The sequence below is a fragment of the Pandoraea sp. E26 genome (genome assembly GCF_000681415.1).
Classification (GTDB): Bacteria; Pseudomonadota; Gammaproteobacteria; order Burkholderiales; family Burkholderiaceae; genus Pandoraea; species Pandoraea pnomenusa.
In genome coordinates this window covers 122,585-138,111 of the sequence record NZ_AYXJ01000002.1, presented here as the reverse complement: position 1 = coordinate 138,111, position 15,527 = coordinate 122,585, and the positions used below count along the sequence as shown (strand labels likewise).

General features: G+C 65.3%; 10 protein-coding genes and 1 other RNA gene. 5 read left to right on the top strand and 6 right to left on the bottom strand.

Translation table 11 applies throughout. From position 1 onward, the window contains the following. Nucleotides 1-87 precede the first annotated feature (87 nt). The 3 genes from W930_RS25465 to W930_RS0100630 all read left to right on the top strand — a co-directional run bounded on the left by W930_RS25465 (nt 88) and on the right by W930_RS0100630 (nt 5,927). The gene (locus W930_RS25465; RefSeq protein ID WP_024788907.1) at nt 88-4,074 is read left to right on the top strand and encodes a DUF748 domain-containing protein; all 3,987 of its coding nucleotides are present in this window, start codon (nt 88-90) and stop codon (nt 4,072-4,074) included. 29 nt (nt 4,075-4,103) lie between these two features. Then, nucleotides 4,104-4,475: a transfer-messenger RNA gene (gene ssrA, locus W930_RS29400) on the top strand. 237 nt (nt 4,476-4,712) lie between these two features. Then, the gene (locus W930_RS0100630) at nt 4,713-5,927 is read left to right on the top strand and encodes an MFS transporter (RefSeq protein WP_023596789.1); all 1,215 of its coding nucleotides are present in this window, start codon (nt 4,713-4,715) and stop codon (nt 5,925-5,927) included. A 79-nt stretch (nt 5,928-6,006) separates the two neighbouring features. Here the strand turns inward: W930_RS0100630 and W930_RS0100625 are convergent, their stop codons facing one another. From W930_RS0100625 to W930_RS0100615, 3 genes are all read right to left on the bottom strand, one after another. Further along, entirely contained in the window at nt 6,007-6,765 is a 759-nt protein-coding gene (locus W930_RS0100625) for a membrane protein (RefSeq protein WP_023596790.1), read from the bottom strand. Between the two features lie 122 nt (nt 6,766-6,887). After that, nucleotides 6,888-7,967, bottom strand: a complete 1,080-nt coding sequence (locus W930_RS0100620; protein WP_023596791.1) for a linear amide C-N hydrolase — start codon at nt 7,965-7,967, stop codon at nt 6,888-6,890. Between the two features lie 129 nt (nt 7,968-8,096). Continuing rightward, nucleotides 8,097-8,696 (bottom strand): LysE family translocator, encoded by a 600-nt coding sequence (locus W930_RS0100615; protein WP_023873668.1) that lies wholly within the window; start codon nt 8,694-8,696, stop codon nt 8,097-8,099. Between the two features lie 251 nt (nt 8,697-8,947). Between W930_RS0100615 and W930_RS0100610 the strand changes: the two genes are divergently transcribed. Further along, nucleotides 8,948-9,847 carry a LysR substrate-binding domain-containing protein gene (locus W930_RS0100610; protein WP_023873666.1) on the top strand — a complete coding sequence of 300 codons (900 nt, stop codon included), beginning with the start codon at nt 8,948-8,950 and terminating at the stop codon, nt 9,845-9,847. A gap of 79 nt (nt 9,848-9,926) precedes the next feature. Further along, nucleotides 9,927-11,225 carry an MFS transporter gene (locus tag W930_RS0100605; protein ID WP_023596794.1) on the top strand — a complete coding sequence of 433 codons (1,299 nt, stop codon included), beginning with the start codon at nt 9,927-9,929 and terminating at the stop codon, nt 11,223-11,225. Nucleotides 11,226-11,374: 149 nt separating this feature from the next. Here W930_RS0100605 and W930_RS0100600 read toward each other — a convergent pair whose 3' ends face one another. Genes W930_RS0100600 through W930_RS0100590 form a run of 3 tightly spaced genes read right to left on the bottom strand, consistent with a single transcriptional unit; the run spans nt 11,375 to nt 15,291 of the window. Then, nucleotides 11,375-12,778: a cytochrome c gene (locus W930_RS0100600; RefSeq protein ID WP_025249395.1), complete on the bottom strand. Its 1,404-nt coding sequence runs from the start codon at nt 12,776-12,778 to the stop codon at nt 11,375-11,377. An 11-nt stretch (nt 12,779-12,789) separates the two neighbouring features. After that, a complete protein-coding gene (locus W930_RS0100595; protein ID WP_023596796.1) occupies nt 12,790-14,565 on the bottom strand; it encodes a GMC family oxidoreductase in 1,776 nt (591 codons plus the stop codon). A gap of 3 nt (nt 14,566-14,568) precedes the next feature. Beyond that, the gene (locus tag W930_RS0100590; protein ID WP_023873663.1) at nt 14,569-15,291 is read right to left on the bottom strand and encodes a gluconate 2-dehydrogenase subunit 3 family protein; all 723 of its coding nucleotides are present in this window, start codon (nt 15,289-15,291) and stop codon (nt 14,569-14,571) included. Nucleotides 15,292-15,527 lie beyond the last annotated feature (236 nt).

The window sequence follows — 15,527 nt, the reverse complement described above, 5'->3', positions numbered from 1 at the left end:
CGTCCGCTGTCGCGGCCGGTCCCGGGTCTGTCCCGCCGCGCGCCAGTGGCGCGGCGCGTGCTTCACTGGCTGCTTACGGGAGACCGCATGGCCGAGCAAGCGAACGATCGCAAACCCTCAACGAATTCCTCCGCGGGCGGCAACCGTCTGCAACAAGGCGTCGCCCGCGCACAAGCGTTCGGGCGCGACCCCGACGTACGCCGACGCGCGCGCAAAGGCGGCCTGTGGGCCGCCGCGGTCATTGCGGTTTTCGGCGTCGTGGGCTATTTCACGGTGCCTGCGGTACTCAAGCACTACGCCGTCGACAAGCTCTCGACGTACCTGCAACGGCCGGTGAGCGTGGGCGACGTGAGCTTCAACCCGTACACGCTGCGCCTCGACCTTCATCAGGTGCATATCGGCGACAAGACGCCGGGCCAGCCCTTCGTGGACGTCGGCATGCTGCGTGTGAACGCGTCGTGGGGCTCGCTGTTTCGCCTGGCCCCCGTGGTCGACGAGCTCTATGTCGATACGCCGGTGATCAATATCGTGCGCACCGCGCCCCAACGCTTCAACTTCTCTGACATCATCGACCGCGCGACGGCGGGTCCGCCCTCGCCCGAGCCGTCCAAGCCGGCGCGCTTTGCACTGAACAACGTCCAGATCAGGAACGGCACGGTGCGCTTCGACGACACCGTGCAGAACGAGAAGCACGTCGTCGACAATCTCCAGATCGGCGTGCCGTTCATCGCGAACCTGCCGGCCGACACCGACATCTTCGTGCAGCCGTTGCTGCAGGCGTCCATCGACGGCTCGCCGCTGCACATTTCCGGGCAGACAAAACCGTTCGCCGACTCGCTCGAATCGACGGTCGACATCAAGCTCGACCGGCTCGACGTGCCGAAGTACCTCGGCTATTCGCCCATGACCGTGCCCGCGCAGATCAAGAGCGGCGCGATCAGCACCGATCTGAAGCTGCGCTTCACGCGGGACAAGGCAGGCAATCACGTTCTGCTCACGGGCACGGCGGGTTTGTCGGACGCGGTCGTGACGGAACCCGACGGTTCGCCGCTGGTTGCCGTCAAGCAGATCGATGTGAAGCTTGGCAAGGTCGAGCCGCTGAGCAACATTTATCACATCGACAGCGTCCGCATCGACGGGCTCGACCAGCAGGTCACCCTGGAAAAGGATGGCTCGATCAATGTCGCCAAGGCCCTCGCGCCGCAGCGCCCCGTGATCAAGGCGGTGGGCAAGGCGGTCGATCAGGCGGCCGCGTCGCCGCAGGCAAGCGAAGCCGCCAAGTCGGCGCCCAAGGTGGCGGCGGAGCAAACGGCACGCCCGGCCACGCCCGCCTCGGCGGCCGAAGCCGCGCAGGCCAAGGCCATTGCCGCCGAGCAGCCCACGCCGCTCGACCTGCTCGTGGGCGAACTCTCGGTCGTGAACAGCAAGCTGCGCCTGACCGACGAGCGCGGCGCGAAACCCGCCAACCTCGCGCTCGAGAACATCCAGATCGGCGTGAAGCAGTTCTCGACGCTGGGCAAGGATCCGGCCACCTACGACGCGTCGCTCGGCCTCCAGAGCGGCGGCTCGCTGAAGGCGCACGGCCAGTTCAGCCTGCCGGCGTACAACGCCAGCGGTGAGCTCGACGCCGAGGCCATCGCCCTTGCTCCCTTGCTGCCCTTCGCGCAGGGCGCTCTGGCCGGCGACCTGAAGAGCGGCACCGTCGGCGCGCAGGCCAGGTTCACTGCGGCGTTCGCGCCCGACAAGCAGCCGAACGTCCAGATTTCGCCCGCCACGGCGACGCTCGAGAAGGTCGAATGGCTCACCGGCATCAAGGGCGACGCACCGTTGCGGTTGGCCAAGGCGCAGGCGAAGCTCTCCCATTTCGATCTCGGGGCGCGGCAGGCCGTGCTCGACGACGTCACGGTGAGCGGACTCGACGTGTCCGCTCGCCGCGACAAGGACGGCAAGATCAACCTGCTGGCGTTGACCGGCGACGGAAAGCCGAAGGCCCCCACGGGCACCGGCAAGGGTGTCGATGCCCGCGTCGGTACGGAGCGTGGGCGCAAGACGTCTGCCAAGGCGGGCGGCTCGGGCGCGACAGCCGCGAGTGGCTGGCAGTGGAAGGTCGGCAAGGTGGTGCTGGACAATGCGAGCATCGGCTTCGAGGATCGCGCCGTCAAAGGCCGTCCGATCAATGCGCGGTTTGCGCCGCTCAATGTCACGGTGCACGGCGCGTCGCAGGACATGGGCAAGCCCTTGCAGCTCGAAGTCGCGGGCACCCTCAACAAGAAGGGCACGCTCAACGCCTCGGGCAACGTCACGCCACAGCCGCTCTCGGGCGATCTGCAGGTCAAAACCCAGCAGCTCGACCTCGCCGCGTTCGACTCGTACATGAGCGACGAGCTCAATGCCAGTATTGCCAGCGCCCTGCTCTCGAGCAATGGGCGCGCGACGTTCGCGATGAAGGGCGACACGCCGCAGGTGACCTATCGCGGCGATGCCACGCTGGGCAATGTGCGTCTGCTCGACAAGGTCACGACGGACGACTTCATGCGCTGGAACGCCCTGTCGGTGCAGCAGATCAATCTCGCGGTGGGCAGTGGCAAGCCGAACGTGAAGCTGGGCAGCATTGCGCTGTCGCGCTTCTATGCGCGGTTGATCATCAACGCCAACGGGCGCCTGAACCTGGCCGACGTGGTGGGCAACAAGCAAGCGGCGCCGCGCTCGCTTACCCGGGCGAACGAGGGCATTCCGCTTGACGGCGCACCGGCCAGGCCGCCGCTCGACGCCGCGGCGTCGGCGGTCGAGGCCGGGCAGCCGACCGAAGTCGAGAAGAAGGAACAGAAACCGGGCGAGACGACCGTGCAGCGCGGCCCGGGTTACGGCACGGGCAAGGCGCTGCCGGCCGACGTCCATATCGGGCGTATTACGCTGCAGGGCGGCAACATCAACTTCACCGACAACTTCGTCAAGCCGAACTACACCGCCAACCTGACCGACATCGGCGGGCGCATCGGGGCGTTCGGCACCGCGACGACCGAGCCGGCCGAGGTTGCCCTGCAGGGCAAGGTCAACCGCAACGCGCCGATCGACATCAGCGGCAAGATCAATCCGCTCGCGCCGATGGCGTTCGTGGATCTGGGCGCCAAGGCCGACGGCATCGAGTTGACCAACCTGACGCCCTATTCCACCAAGTACGCCGGCTATCCGATCGAAAAGGGCAAGCTGACGGTGGACGTGCACTATCTGCTCGACCAGGCGAAGCTCACGGCGAACAACCACATCTTCATCGACCAGTTGACATTCGGCGACCGCGTGGAGAGCCCGACGGCGACGAACCTGCCAGTGCGGCTGGCAGTATCGCTGCTGAAGAATTCGCGCGGCGAGATCGACGTGGACATCCCGATTTCCGGTTCGCTTGAGGATCCGCAGTTCAGTCTTGGCGGTGTGATTTTCCGGGCGTTCGTGAACCTGATCGTCAAGGCGGTCACGGCGCCGTTCAGCCTGTTGGCGTCGGCGTTCGGCGGTGGCGATCAGGAACTGGGCTACGTGGAGTTCGCGCCGGGCAGTGCCCGTCTCACGCCGGAGAGCGAGAAACGTCTGGAAACGCTGGTCAAGGCGCTCAACGACCGCACGGCGCTGAAGCTGGACATCGAGGGCCGGGTGGATCCGGCCAAGGACACCGACGGATTGCGTCGCGTTGCCGTCGAGCGGGCCATCAAGGCGCAGAAGGTGAAGTCGATGGTCGGCAAGGGCGAGAGCATCGACGTGGACAGCGTGACGGTGAGTCCCGAGGAGCGCAGCAAGTACCTGACGGCGGCCTACAAGGCGGCCGATTTCGCCAAGCCGCGCAACATGATCGGGTTCGCCAAGTCGCTGCCGGACGACGAGATGGAGAAGCTGATGGAGACGAACATCAAGGTGGGCGACGACGACCTGCGGGCGTTGGCGGAGCGCCGGGCGCAGCGGGTGAGATCGTGGCTGGACGGCAAGATTGCGTCCGACCGGTTGTTCGTGGTGGCGCCGAAACTGAACGCTGACGGCATCAAGGACAAGGGGGCGACGACGCGGGTCGACTTTGCACTGAAGTGAGCCATTTGTGTCATAATTGGTCACTCCACGGGGCCGACATGGTTTCGACGTGGGTAGCGAAGCGATTCAGGGCATACCGAGGACCCGTCACCTCGTTAATCAATGGGAAAAAACGTAACTGCAAACGACGAAACGTTCGCACTGGCAGCCTAAGGGCCGCCGTCCTCTGCCTAGTTCACTGACGGACTAGCGTCGCAAGACCGGTAGCAATACCGCCAGAGGTCATACACGTCAGTTAAGCCTTGGCGGCGCCACGACGCCGAGGTCGAAAACTTAGTGGATCGCTGTTGCGTAGCGTGTTCGTCCGCGACAATACGGTTAAATCAAATGACAGAACTAAGTATGTAGAACTGATCGTGGAGTACTTGCGGACGCGGGTTCGATCCCCGCCGGCTCCACCAAACACCTGGCCGTCAGACGAAAGACGGTTGCAAATCGCGATTGAAAACGGGCCTTCGGGCCCGTTTTCATTTCAGCGCCGGGCCCGTCAACGCTCGACGCGAAGGTCCGCATTCACGGCGCTTGTCGTCGCCAGCGCTTGCCGACGGCGCGCAAGGCGCCCCCCGTGCGCTCATAGCTTCACGTCGTGGCAGAATGGGTACACCGCGCCCCTGCCCGCCATCGGAGTCGACCCGATCGTGAATCCGGCCCCGCCCACCCCACGTCCTGCCATTCCCCGCACCGTCTGGGCGCTCGGCTTCGTCAGTCTGTTCATGGACTTGTCGTCCGAGCTGATCCATGCGCTTTTGCCGATCTATCTGGTGACCACCATGGGCATGAGCGTGGCCGCTCTCGGTGTCCTGGAAGGCGCCGCGGAAGCCACCGCGATGATCGTCAAAGTCTTCTCGGGCGCGATCAGCGATTGGCTGGGCCGCCGAAAGGGGCTGCTGCTCCTCGGCTACGGCCTCGCCGCCGTTTCCAAGCCCCTCTTCCCCCTCGCCGGAACGCCAGCCATCGTCGTCACCGCGCGCTTGCTCGACCGCGTCGGCAAAGGCATCCGCGGTGCGCCGCGCGACGCCCTGGTCGCGGACGTCGCCCCCGCCGAGATCCGCGGTGCCTGCTTCGGACTGCGCCAGTCCATGGACACCGTCGGCGCCTTTCTCGGCCCGCTTCTGGCGATCGGACTGATGGTCTGGTTCGCCGATCACATCCGCGCCGTCCTGTGGTTCGCCGTGATCCCGGCATTCATCGCCGTCGCCCTCATCCTGTTCGGCGTCAGCGAACACGACCACGCGCCGGAGACGCGCCGATTTCGCTCGCCGCTTCGCTGGCAGGCGCTTGGCGAATTTTCCGCACATTACTGGTTCGTCGTGGCAATCGGGGCCATCTTCACGCTCGCGCGATTCAGCGAGGCATTTCTTATCCTGCGCGCCCAGCAGACCGGACTCGACCTCGCGCTGATCCCGTCGGTCATGGTCGTGATGAGCCTCGCCTACGCCGCCTCCGCCTATCCGGTCGGCATCCTCTCCGACAGGATCGACCGACGGGGCCTGCTCGCCTGTGGCCTCGTACTGCTCATCGTGGCCGATCTGCTGCTCGGGGCGTCCACATCAATCGCGGCCATGTTCGTCGGCGTCGCGGTGTGGGGGCTTCATATGGGATTCACGCAAGGCATTCTGGCGGCAATGATCGCGCAGACCTCGCCTGCCTCGCTGCGCGGCACGGCATTTGGCGTCTTCAATCTGGCCAGCGGCCTGTGCATGCTGCTGGCGAGCGCGATCGCCGGTGTGTTGTGGGATCGATTCGGCGCGCCGGCGATGTTCTTCACCGGCGCGGGGCTCGTCATTTTGCCCCTCGTCATGTGCTGGTTCGTTCCTCGCGAACCCGTGCCGACCGCCGAGGCGCAACCGTAAGCGCGCGGCGCCGTGACGGGTGCGACCGACACCCCCGAGCCGGGCGCCCGGCCCGTCCGGAAGTCTTGGACCGTGCGGTTCAGTGCGCCTTTGCTGCCGCCCGCTGACGAAACACCAGCAAGCTGGTCAGAATGAATGCCAGCAAGGTGAGCGAGGCCGAATAACGGCTCAACTCGAGTCCGCCGGCGCTGACCGGTTTGTCGAGAAAATCCCCCACCACGGCCCCCAGCGGACGCGTCAGAATGAATGCCGCCCAGAACAGGAAGGTGCGCGACAGACGCGTCCAGAAGTATGCGGCCACCAGCATCAGCAGCAACGCGCCGAACACCATCGCCGCGCCGGTATATCCCAGCCCGGCCGTGTCCGCCGTCCAGTCGCCCAGCGCCGTGCCCAGCGTCTGGGAGAACATGATCGTCACCCAGTAGAACGCCTCCGCCCGCGGCGTGGTGATCGAACTCACCGACACGGAACCCGTCGTCCGGTACCAGAGCCAAAGCGACGCCCCCAGCAACGCCAGGAGAATCGCCGATCCGCCAGCGTAACCGATGCCCAACGACCGGTCGGCGAAGTCCGCCAGTGTCGTCCCCACCGTCGTCGTCGCAATGATCGTGGCCCAGTACAGCAGCGGATGAAACGCCCTCGCCCGGATCTGCGCGGTCACGGCAACCGCGAATATCACGGCGAAGATCGCGGTCCCCACCAGATAACCCAGATTCATCGACATGGAGACGGCGTCGCCGCCCGTCTCCCCCAGGGTGGTCGCAGCAATTTTGATCACCCAGAATACGAGCGTTACCTCGGGCACCTTGCTCAGCGCGTGCTGGTTGCTTTCCGTCATGACGAACTCTTCCCGTTGCTGTGACGCATGCCAGGTGCATGCGCCAATGGATAACAGGTTAAGTGTCGCGCGGAAAAGTTAGTTGCCCCATAGCCCGTCGACGACGCGTCGAGTGCCCCGTGTTAGCTCGACTTGGCGTCCTGCAGCCCGAGGAACGGGAACGGCGGCGCCACCTTGAACTGGCCGGAGACCTCGCCGCTGAACGTATTGCGCTGGTCCTTGCCCAGGTCCAGCCGCTTGACGGGTGCGCCCACGGCGAAGTCCAGCTTCTTCACATCGACCCAGAATGTGTTGGGGGTTAGCGCGGACTCGAAAAAGTACAGCATGCGCTTGTGATCGACGACCGTGCGCCAGCGCGTGGACGAAATGTTCGGCTGGTCCGGCGTGGTGATGCCGAACGGCACCGACGCATTGCGAATCACGCTGAACACACTCGCCAGCGCCTCGACCGGATCCTCGCTCTTTGGAATCGCATTGACGTAGAACGACGCGCGGGCAAACCGGTCCGACGCGCGATTCGTGCCCGGCAGAAAGGTCGTGCCGCCAATCTGCTTCCAATAGGTGTTGAGCGCGAGCTGCTCGTCGAACGTCGGCGAATTGGTCATCACCTGATACTGCCGCCCGTGGTGAATCACCTGCCGGCCGTTGATGTATTCGACGATCGCGCTGTCGCCCGTCTTGTCCGACATCGACAAATGCAGCGTCGTGAGACGGTCCTCGCCAGGCACGTTGGCCGTCACCACGGTGAACGGCTCCTTCTCGAGCGCCTTGACCGCCTCGTCCACCGTGGCGAAGTTGTCGAGCACGTACTGCGCCCATGCGGCGATGGTCAGCCCCGGCTTCGCGTTGCGGTCGAACTTCGGATATTGCGACTCCACCAGCCAGAGCAACTGCGCGGACAGCCCTTTCTCGTTGACGCCGTCGGTCGTCGACACGTCGTAGCCGGTCGCCACCACACTGCCGTACTTCGCGGTCCAGCGAATCGAGTTGGGTCCGGCCTCGCCGTTGCGCGCGATGCCGCGAGGCAGCACGTAGAGATTGGTCGCGACATCGAGCTTCCAGTCCATGGAGCGCGCGGTGATCACGTCGTCGTTCGCGCCGAGATACACCACGCGGGTGCAGGCAAGCGCGGAAAGCGGGGAAAGGGCAAGCGTCGCGGCGGCGACAAGACACGGCAGGGTTCTGGCGAGCGTGCGGGGCATGGCGATACCTCACGTTGGGGGGGAAGCCGCAAGAATCGTCAGTATAACGATGGAGTGCCCGTATGCAATTGTGATGCGCGGCCCCCCTGTCGCACGTTCTTGCGCCCTCATCCGCGTCGGCCCGCCGGCTCACTCGAACAAGATCGGGTAGAGCGACGCCACGAGCAAGGCGGCGGCGAAGCCGTTGAAAATCCGTACCGAGCGCGCATCGGTGAGCACCCGGCGCATCGCCACGCCGAACCCGGCCCACACACCGATACATGGCGCGCCGAGCACGCCGTAGATCAAGGCGAGCGCCGCCACGTCGGGCAAGTGCGATGCATTCGGCAAATAGGTGCTGATCGCCCCCACGGCCATGACCCAGGCCTTCGGGTTGACCCACTGGAACGCCGCCGCGCCGACGAACCCCATCGGACGCTCGCGGGCGCGCCTCGCACCGTCCATCGGACCGGAGCGCGCAAGATGCCACGCCAGCCACAGCAGATACGCGGCCCCCACATATTTCAGCACGGTGTGAATCACGGGGAATTGCAGGAACACCGAGCGCAGCCCGGCGCCGGTGAGGAACACCATCAGCGCAAAGCCGAAGGCAATGCCGGCCAGATGCGGCAATGTGCGCACGAAGCCGTAATTCAGCCCCGAGGCGAGAATCATCATGTTGTTGGGTCCCGGCGTCACCAACGTGATCACGGCGAAGGCACAGAAGGCCAGCAGTTGTTCGGTCGTCATGGTCGAATGCAATGGATACCCGCGCCGGCGCGGCCTCAGTCGTGGGCTTGCGCGTTCGCGGAGTCACAGCATAGGCAAGCGCGACGCCGCGCACCCGGTACAGTTCGCCGATTCCGGACGGGCCTGTACCGGCCGCCGGCCATGACAGTTGCCACCCCGCCTCCCCGGTCAGCATGCCGCCGCGCGTCATGCGAGAATCGACACCATCCGAACAACGCCCGCGGTGCGTCGCGCCGCCACCCGCTCCGCCGATGCCGCCTCGCCTGCCACCGCTGTCCGCCCTGCGCCTGTTTGAAGCCGCGGGACGTCACCAGAGCTTCAAGCGCGCCGCCGCCGAACTGCACCTCACGCCGAGTGCGGTGAGCCACGGCATCGTCGGACTGGAGCAGACGCTGGGCGTCGCGCTATTCACGCGCTCGCCGCAGGGGCTGACGCTCACCCCCGAAGGCGTCGACTATCTCGCGTATGTCACCGAAGCGTTCTCGCTATTGCTGACGGGCACGCGGCGCCTGCCGACGCCCGACGCGTCTCGCGCCATCGCGATCACGTGCGCGCCCACCCTGGCCTCGCGATGGCTGTTGCCGCGCCTGAGCGGCTTTCTGCAGAGAATGCCTGGCGTGGACATTACGGTCGACACCTCGCGCCGCCAGGTCGGTTTCCCTGCCGATGGCTTCGACTTCGCCATTCGCCTCTCACGCGCACCGGTAGCCAGCGATGCATGGCATCGGCTCTTTGGCGAACGGTTCGTGCCCGTGTGCAGCCCGGCGTATCTGGCCAGACACGCGAGCGCCGATGGCAACCTCGACTTGCGCAGCGCCTCGCGCATTCACGTGAGCAGCGCCAGCGAAGACTGGCAAGTCTGGGTCGAAGGCGCCGGAATCGACGATTTCGACACCCGGGGAGGCCTGAGCTTCGACAGCATTCAAATGGCCTTCGATGCCGCCAAGTCGGATCTGGGCGTCGTGATCGGTCGCCGCCCGCTCGTCGACGACTATCTCGTCAGCGGTGCGCTGGTGCCGGCCCACGGCGTGACCACGCCCTCGCAGGGCGCCTATTGGCTGATCTGCGCGCCCGAGATCGAAGCGCACCCCGAATGCCTGGCGTTTCGCGATTGGATGATCGAACACGCCCAAACGCACCGAGATGAATAAAATTCACCCGGCTGCACACACAACTCCTTTGCCACACGGGCATTTCATTGCGAGACTTTGGTGAGGAGGACTCTTCACCATGTCGAACACTGCCATTCCCGCATCGCCCTCGCTACAGGGCCGCGTCACCCTGATCATCCTGGCCGGCGCGCTCGTGCTGAGTGCCGCCATGGGCACGCGCCAGACCTTTGGGCTGTTCATCAATCCGTTTTCCTACGATCGCGGCGTACCGGTCACGCTCGTCGCGTTCGCCATCGCGCTGCACAACCTGGTCTGGGGATTTGCGCAGCCGTTCGCGGGTGCGATGGCCGATCGCCTCGGGCCGGCGCCCGTGGTCGCGTTCGGCGCCGTGGCCTTCGCCGCCGGGCTCGGCATGGCCGCACTCGCACCGTCGGGTCTTTGGCTGGTCATTGGCCTGGGCGTGCTCGTCGGGCTGGGTATCAGTTGCACAACGTTCGGGGTGGTGCTGCCCGCCGTGAGCCGCGCAGTCACGCCCGAGAAGCGCACCATGGCCATGGGACTCGTCAGCGCGGGCGGCTCGCTTGGCCAGGTCGCGCTCGTGCCGATCGCCCAAGGGCTGCGTCAGACCTACGGCGTATCGACGTCGCTTTTCGTGCTCGCACTGATCCTGTGCTGCGCCGCGCCGCTGGGCCTGCTCATGACGCTGCACCGACGCAACGCGCGAATGGACGCGGCAAGCGCCAATGCGGTACCGGCGCCGCCGACCGCCGCCGCGCACCACGACGGCGAGCACGTGTCGCTGCGTGAGGTGCTCGGTCAGGCGCGCACGCATCGCGGCTTTCAGTTACTCACGCTCGGCTTTTTCACCTGCGGCTTTCAGCTGGCCTTCATCGCCACGCATTTGCCGGGCTATCTGGTGATGTGCCACATGCCGATCGGATTGGGCGCCACGGCACTTGCACTGATCGGCCTGTTCAACATGCTCGGGAGCTGGGCGTGCGGCTGGCTCGGCGGACGTTATCGCCAGCACCATGTGCTCGGCTGGCTGTATCTGCTACGCGGCGCGGCCATCGCATTGTTTTTCCTTCTGCCGAAGACCGATGCGAGCGTGGTGATCTTTGCCGCGGTCATGGGGCTCACCTGGCTGGGCACGGTGCCGCTGACGAGCGGGCTCGTGGCCAAGGTGTTCGGCACCCGGCATCTCGGCACGCTCTTCGGCGTGTGCTTCATGAGCCATCAGGTCGGCTCCTTTCTCGGCGCATGGCTGGGTGGCTACGTGCTCGACGTCACCGGTTCCTACAACCTCATCTGGGCGGTGACGGCGATCCTCGGCGCGGCGGCGGCCGCCCTGCACTTCCCCATCGACGACGCGAGCGTCGTGCCGCCGATACCCCGGGCCGTCCCGGCGAGCGCCTGAGTCTCATACGACGACGACGGCGAGACGAAATACGTGGCGCGCTCCGCGCGATGACAAAAAACCCCGCGCCGGCATGGCGTCCGGGCGGGGCTTCATTTCACCACAGGCCGATCCTGCGCGCCGCCGATCACCGGCGGCGCGGCCCGGCGTCAACGCTGCGGCTGCGCGGCGGCGCCGACGTCCTTGCGCACCTTGGCCACCTGTGCCGCGGTCACGGCCGGCGCCTTGTTACCCCAACTCGAGCGCACGAAGGTCAGCACGTCCGCCACGTCCTGATCGGTCAGGCGGTCGTCGAAGCCCGGCATCGCATATTGCGTCGGTGCCGATTTCGTCCACGGCATCTGGCCGCCGCGCAACACGATGTGGATGAGCGAGGTCGGGTCGGCCGAATTCACCGTCGAGCTCAAGGCAAGCGTCGGGAACGTTTGCGTGTACCCCTTGCCCGTGCTGCGGTGGCACGCCGCGCAGTTATCGAGGAACGTCAACGCACCGTTGCTCTTGTCGGTCCCGGTGCGCAAGGCCCTGGCCACGGTATCGTCGTAGGCGAGCGCCTTGGCATTCGGGTCGACAGGCTTGAGCGTCTTCAGGTACTTGGCGATAGCCGTGAGGTCGTCGTCGTTCATGTACTGAGTGCTGTGCTGCACGACGTCCGTCATGCCGCCGAACGCGGCCGAGTGATCGTTGCGCCCGCCCTTGAGGAACGCCGTGATGTCGCCCTCGGACCAGTTGCCCAGCCCGTCGGTCACATCGCCGCGAAGGTTCTTCGCGAGGAAGTTGTCGACCACGCCGCCCGAGAGGAATGCGGTGCTGTCGTCGGTCAGCGCCTTTTCCTGCAACGCGAAGCCGCGCGGCGTGTGGCAGGCACTGCAGTGGCCCAGCCCCTCCACGAGATAGCGTCCGCGCGAAATCGGGTCGTTATCGGTCGAGGCGGCGTCGGCGACGACGGCCGGCGCGAACATCTTGCGCCAGATCGACAGCGGCCAGCGCATGGACATCGGCCAGGGAATGTCCGCTGCCTTGTTGGCCTGCGCAACCGGCTGCACGCCGCTCATGAAATACGCATAGAGCGCTTTGACGTCCGCCGGGCGCACCTTCGCGTACGAGGTGTAAGGCATGGCCGGATACAGCGTGTCGCCGTTCTTCGCAACGCCGTGGCGCACGGCCTTGTCGAAGTCTTCGAGGCTGTAATTGCCGATACCGGTGTCCTTGTCCGGCGTGATGTTCGTCGAGTAGATCGTGCCGATGGGCGAGGCAATCGGCAGACCGCCCGCGAACGGCTTGCCCTTGGGCGCCGTGTGGCACGCTGCGCAGTCGGCCGCGCGCGCGAGGTATTCGCCCTGCCTGACGAGCTGCGCCTGCGGATCGTTGGCCGCGGGCGCTTGCGTGCCCGCGGTAGTCACCGCCGAGGCGCCGACCGACGGCGTCGGCACCGGCGACACACTCGGCGATGCCGGTGGCGTGGCATTCTGCGCCCACACCGCTGCGGCGGCGAAGGCAAGCGCGCCGAGCGTGAGCGCGCCGGCAGAGCGTTTCATCATCGTTTTGCGGATCATGGTGGCGCTCCTCAGGCCTGCACCAGCGGGCCGGCGTTCTTGAGGTACTGCTCGCGAATCGCCTTCGCGGACCAGTACGCCAGCGCCGCCACCACGCCCGTGGGGTTGTAACCCATGTTCTGCGGGAACGCCGAAGCGCCCATCACGAACACGTTCGACACGTCCCAGCTCTGCAGATACTTGTTGACCACGCTGTTCGACGGGTTCGTGCCCATGATGGCGCCGCCCGTCGTGTGCGTGCTCTGATAGATCCGCGTGTCGTAACGCGTGCCTTTCTTGCGAATCGCGCGGAAGACCTTCTCGGGATTCATGGCCTTGCCGACTTCCTCCATCCGGTCGCCCATGTAGCCGAGCATGGCGTACTCGTTGTCGTGCCAGTCGAAGGTCATGCGCAGCAGCGGCACGCCGTAGGCGTCCTTGTACGTCGGGTCGAGATCGAGACAGGCGTCGCGATACGACATGACCGACCCGGAAATGCCGATGGTCATGTAGCGCTGGTATGCATCGGCAATGCCGGCCTTCCACTTGCTGCCCCACGCGGGCGTGCCCGGCACGGTCGGCGTCATCTTGATGGGTCGGCCACCGTAGCGCACGTGGCGGATGCTCGCACCGCCGATGAAGCCTAGCGGACCGTGATCGAACTGGTCGCCGTTGAGGTCGTCCATCGACACGCCGCCCGCGCCGGTGCCGATGAACGGATTGAGCTGCGTGCCCTTGGGCAGCAGCACGTTCACGGCGCCGTTCATCTGGTAGGCGTAGTTCTTGCCGACGACGCCCTCGCCCGTCTTCGGGTCGTAAGGCTTGCCGATGCCCGAGAGCAGCAGCAGCCGCACGTTGTGCAACTGGTACGCGGCCATGATGACGATGTCCGCGGGTTGCTCGACCTCGCGGCCCTGCGCATCGATGTACGTCACCCCCGTGGCCTTCTTGCCCTCACTGTCGAGATTGACCTTCACGACGTACGAATGCGGGCGCAATTCGAAGTTGGGCTTCTTGAGCAGCACCGGCAGGATGGTCGTCTGCGGCGAGGCCTTCGAATACATGTAGCAGCCGTAGTTCTCGCAGAAGCCGCAGAAATTGCACGGCCCGAGGCGCACGCCGTACGGGTTCGTGTAGGGCTGGGAGGTATTGGCCGCGGGTGCGGGATAGGGGTTGAAGCCGACTTCGCGTGCTGCCTTCTCGAACAGCGTGGCGCCATAGGTATTCTGCAGCGGCGGCGTCGGATATTCGCTCGAGCGAGCCCCTTCGCGCGGGTTGCCGCCCGGGACGATCTTGCCGTTCAGGTTGCCGGCCTTGCCCGACGTGCCGAACACTTTCTCGGCAAAGTCGAAATGCGGCTCGAGTTCCTCGTAGGTCACACCGAAGTCCTGAATCGTCATGCCTTCGGGGATGAACTTCTTCCCGTAGCGCTCTTCGTAGTGGCTGCGCAACTTGAGCTCTTCGGGCAGGATCCGGTAATGCATGCCGTTCCAATGGAAACCCGCGCCACCCACGCCATTGCCCAACAGGAACGAACCGTTCTGACGGTAGGGCACGGCCAGGTCATCCGGCGTGTGACGAATCGTGACCGTCTCGCGCGCCAGTTCCTGGAACAGCTTGCCGCGCACCGAGTATTCGAGTTCGTCGATCACCTTCGGATATTGCGCGTCAGTCGGCGTGTCGCGCATCGCGCCGCGCTCGAGCGCCACCACGTTCAGCCCGGCATCTGTGAGCTCCTGGCCGAGGATCGCCCCGGTCCAGCCGAAGCCCACGATGACGGCATCGACCTTGTCTTTCTTGATTGCCATGGTTTAGCCCCGCTTTCCGGAAATCGACACGGGCCCGTACGGGTACTTGACGTTGGGCTGATCCACCCAGTCCATGAAGTCGGCGCGCGCGCCGGGAAAGCCCACCAGCTTCCAGCCGACCATGTCCTTGTTGCCGCCATGGATCGGGTCCGAGAGGAAGCCCTCCTTGGTGTTGGCCAGCAGATACGAGAAGAACGTGCGCGCGGGCACGCTTTCGAATTCGATCTTCGCGTGCTCCATATCGCCGAGCACGGCCTCCTGCGTGGCGTGATCGAGATCGGCGAACGCCTTGTTGAACTGCTTCTTGCAGTAGGCGTCGCATGCCGCAATGCCGTGGCGGTAGATGTCGCGCGGCACGAGACTCAGTTGGTAACCCATCTCGGGCGGCTGATCGGTATGGAACGGCCCCTGCATGTACCAGAGCTTGCCGTGACCGAACGGGGTCTCCATCTGGCGATCGATGAACTGCGGCACGTCGGCCTGCAGCGCGCCCGGGCCGAGCTCGTCGGCGGGAATGAGCCGATCGACGGCCGCGTTCACGAAACGCCATTCGTCGGCGGTGAAGTACTTGGGCTCGTAGGATGCGTTGGAGGCGGCGGGGGCAGCGGGTTTGTCGCCGCTACAGGCGGACTGCGTAAGCGTCGCACCGGTGGCGAGGGTCGTGGCAGGCACGATCGCCAGCACCTGGCGCAAAAAGCGCCGGCGCGGTTCCTTGTCCTGTGACATGGAGTTCTCCGTTTTTGGGGGGACGAATCACGCATGACAGTCAAGCGATGGCTCGCCATGCGTGAGGAAAACCTGACAGGCTATTCACCTCGCGTAGCGCATTTAACGCGGCCATTCTACTGACAAGTTCCCTACATGGCAAAGCCAGAGATCGTTGCGCAAATTGCGCAACGCATTGATTAAAAAGGCTTGCGGATAATTAAAATATTTACTATCACGCGCGCATGAAGCGTTTT

Bases quoted from the DNA above. Each gene is read 5' to 3' on its own strand.
- W930_RS0100590 (WP_023873663.1), bottom strand. From the start codon at position 15,291: ATGTCACAGGACAAGGAACCGCGCCGGCGCTTTTTGCGCCAGGTGCTG.
- W930_RS0100620 (WP_023596791.1), bottom strand. From the start codon at position 7,967: ATGCCCCGCACGCTCGCCAGAACCCTGCCGTGTCTTGTCGCCGCCGCG.
- W930_RS0100615 (WP_023873668.1), bottom strand. From the start codon at position 8,696: ATGACGACCGAACAACTGCTGGCCTTCTGTGCCTTCGCCGTGATCACG.
- W930_RS0100605 (WP_023596794.1), top strand. From the start codon at position 9,927: ATGTCGAACACTGCCATTCCCGCATCGCCCTCGCTACAGGGCCGCGTC.
- W930_RS0100625 (WP_023596790.1), bottom strand. From the start codon at position 6,765: ATGACGGAAAGCAACCAGCACGCGCTGAGCAAGGTGCCCGAGGTAACG.
- W930_RS25465 (WP_024788907.1), top strand. From the start codon at position 88: ATGGCCGAGCAAGCGAACGATCGCAAACCCTCAACGAATTCCTCCGCG.
- W930_RS0100610 (WP_023873666.1), top strand. From the start codon at position 8,948: ATGCCGCCTCGCCTGCCACCGCTGTCCGCCCTGCGCCTGTTTGAAGCC.
- W930_RS0100600 (WP_025249395.1), bottom strand. From the start codon at position 12,778: ATGATCCGCAAAACGATGATGAAACGCTCTGCCGGCGCGCTCACGCTC.
- W930_RS0100595 (WP_023596796.1), bottom strand. From the start codon at position 14,565: ATGGCAATCAAGAAAGACAAGGTCGATGCCGTCATCGTGGGCTTCGGC.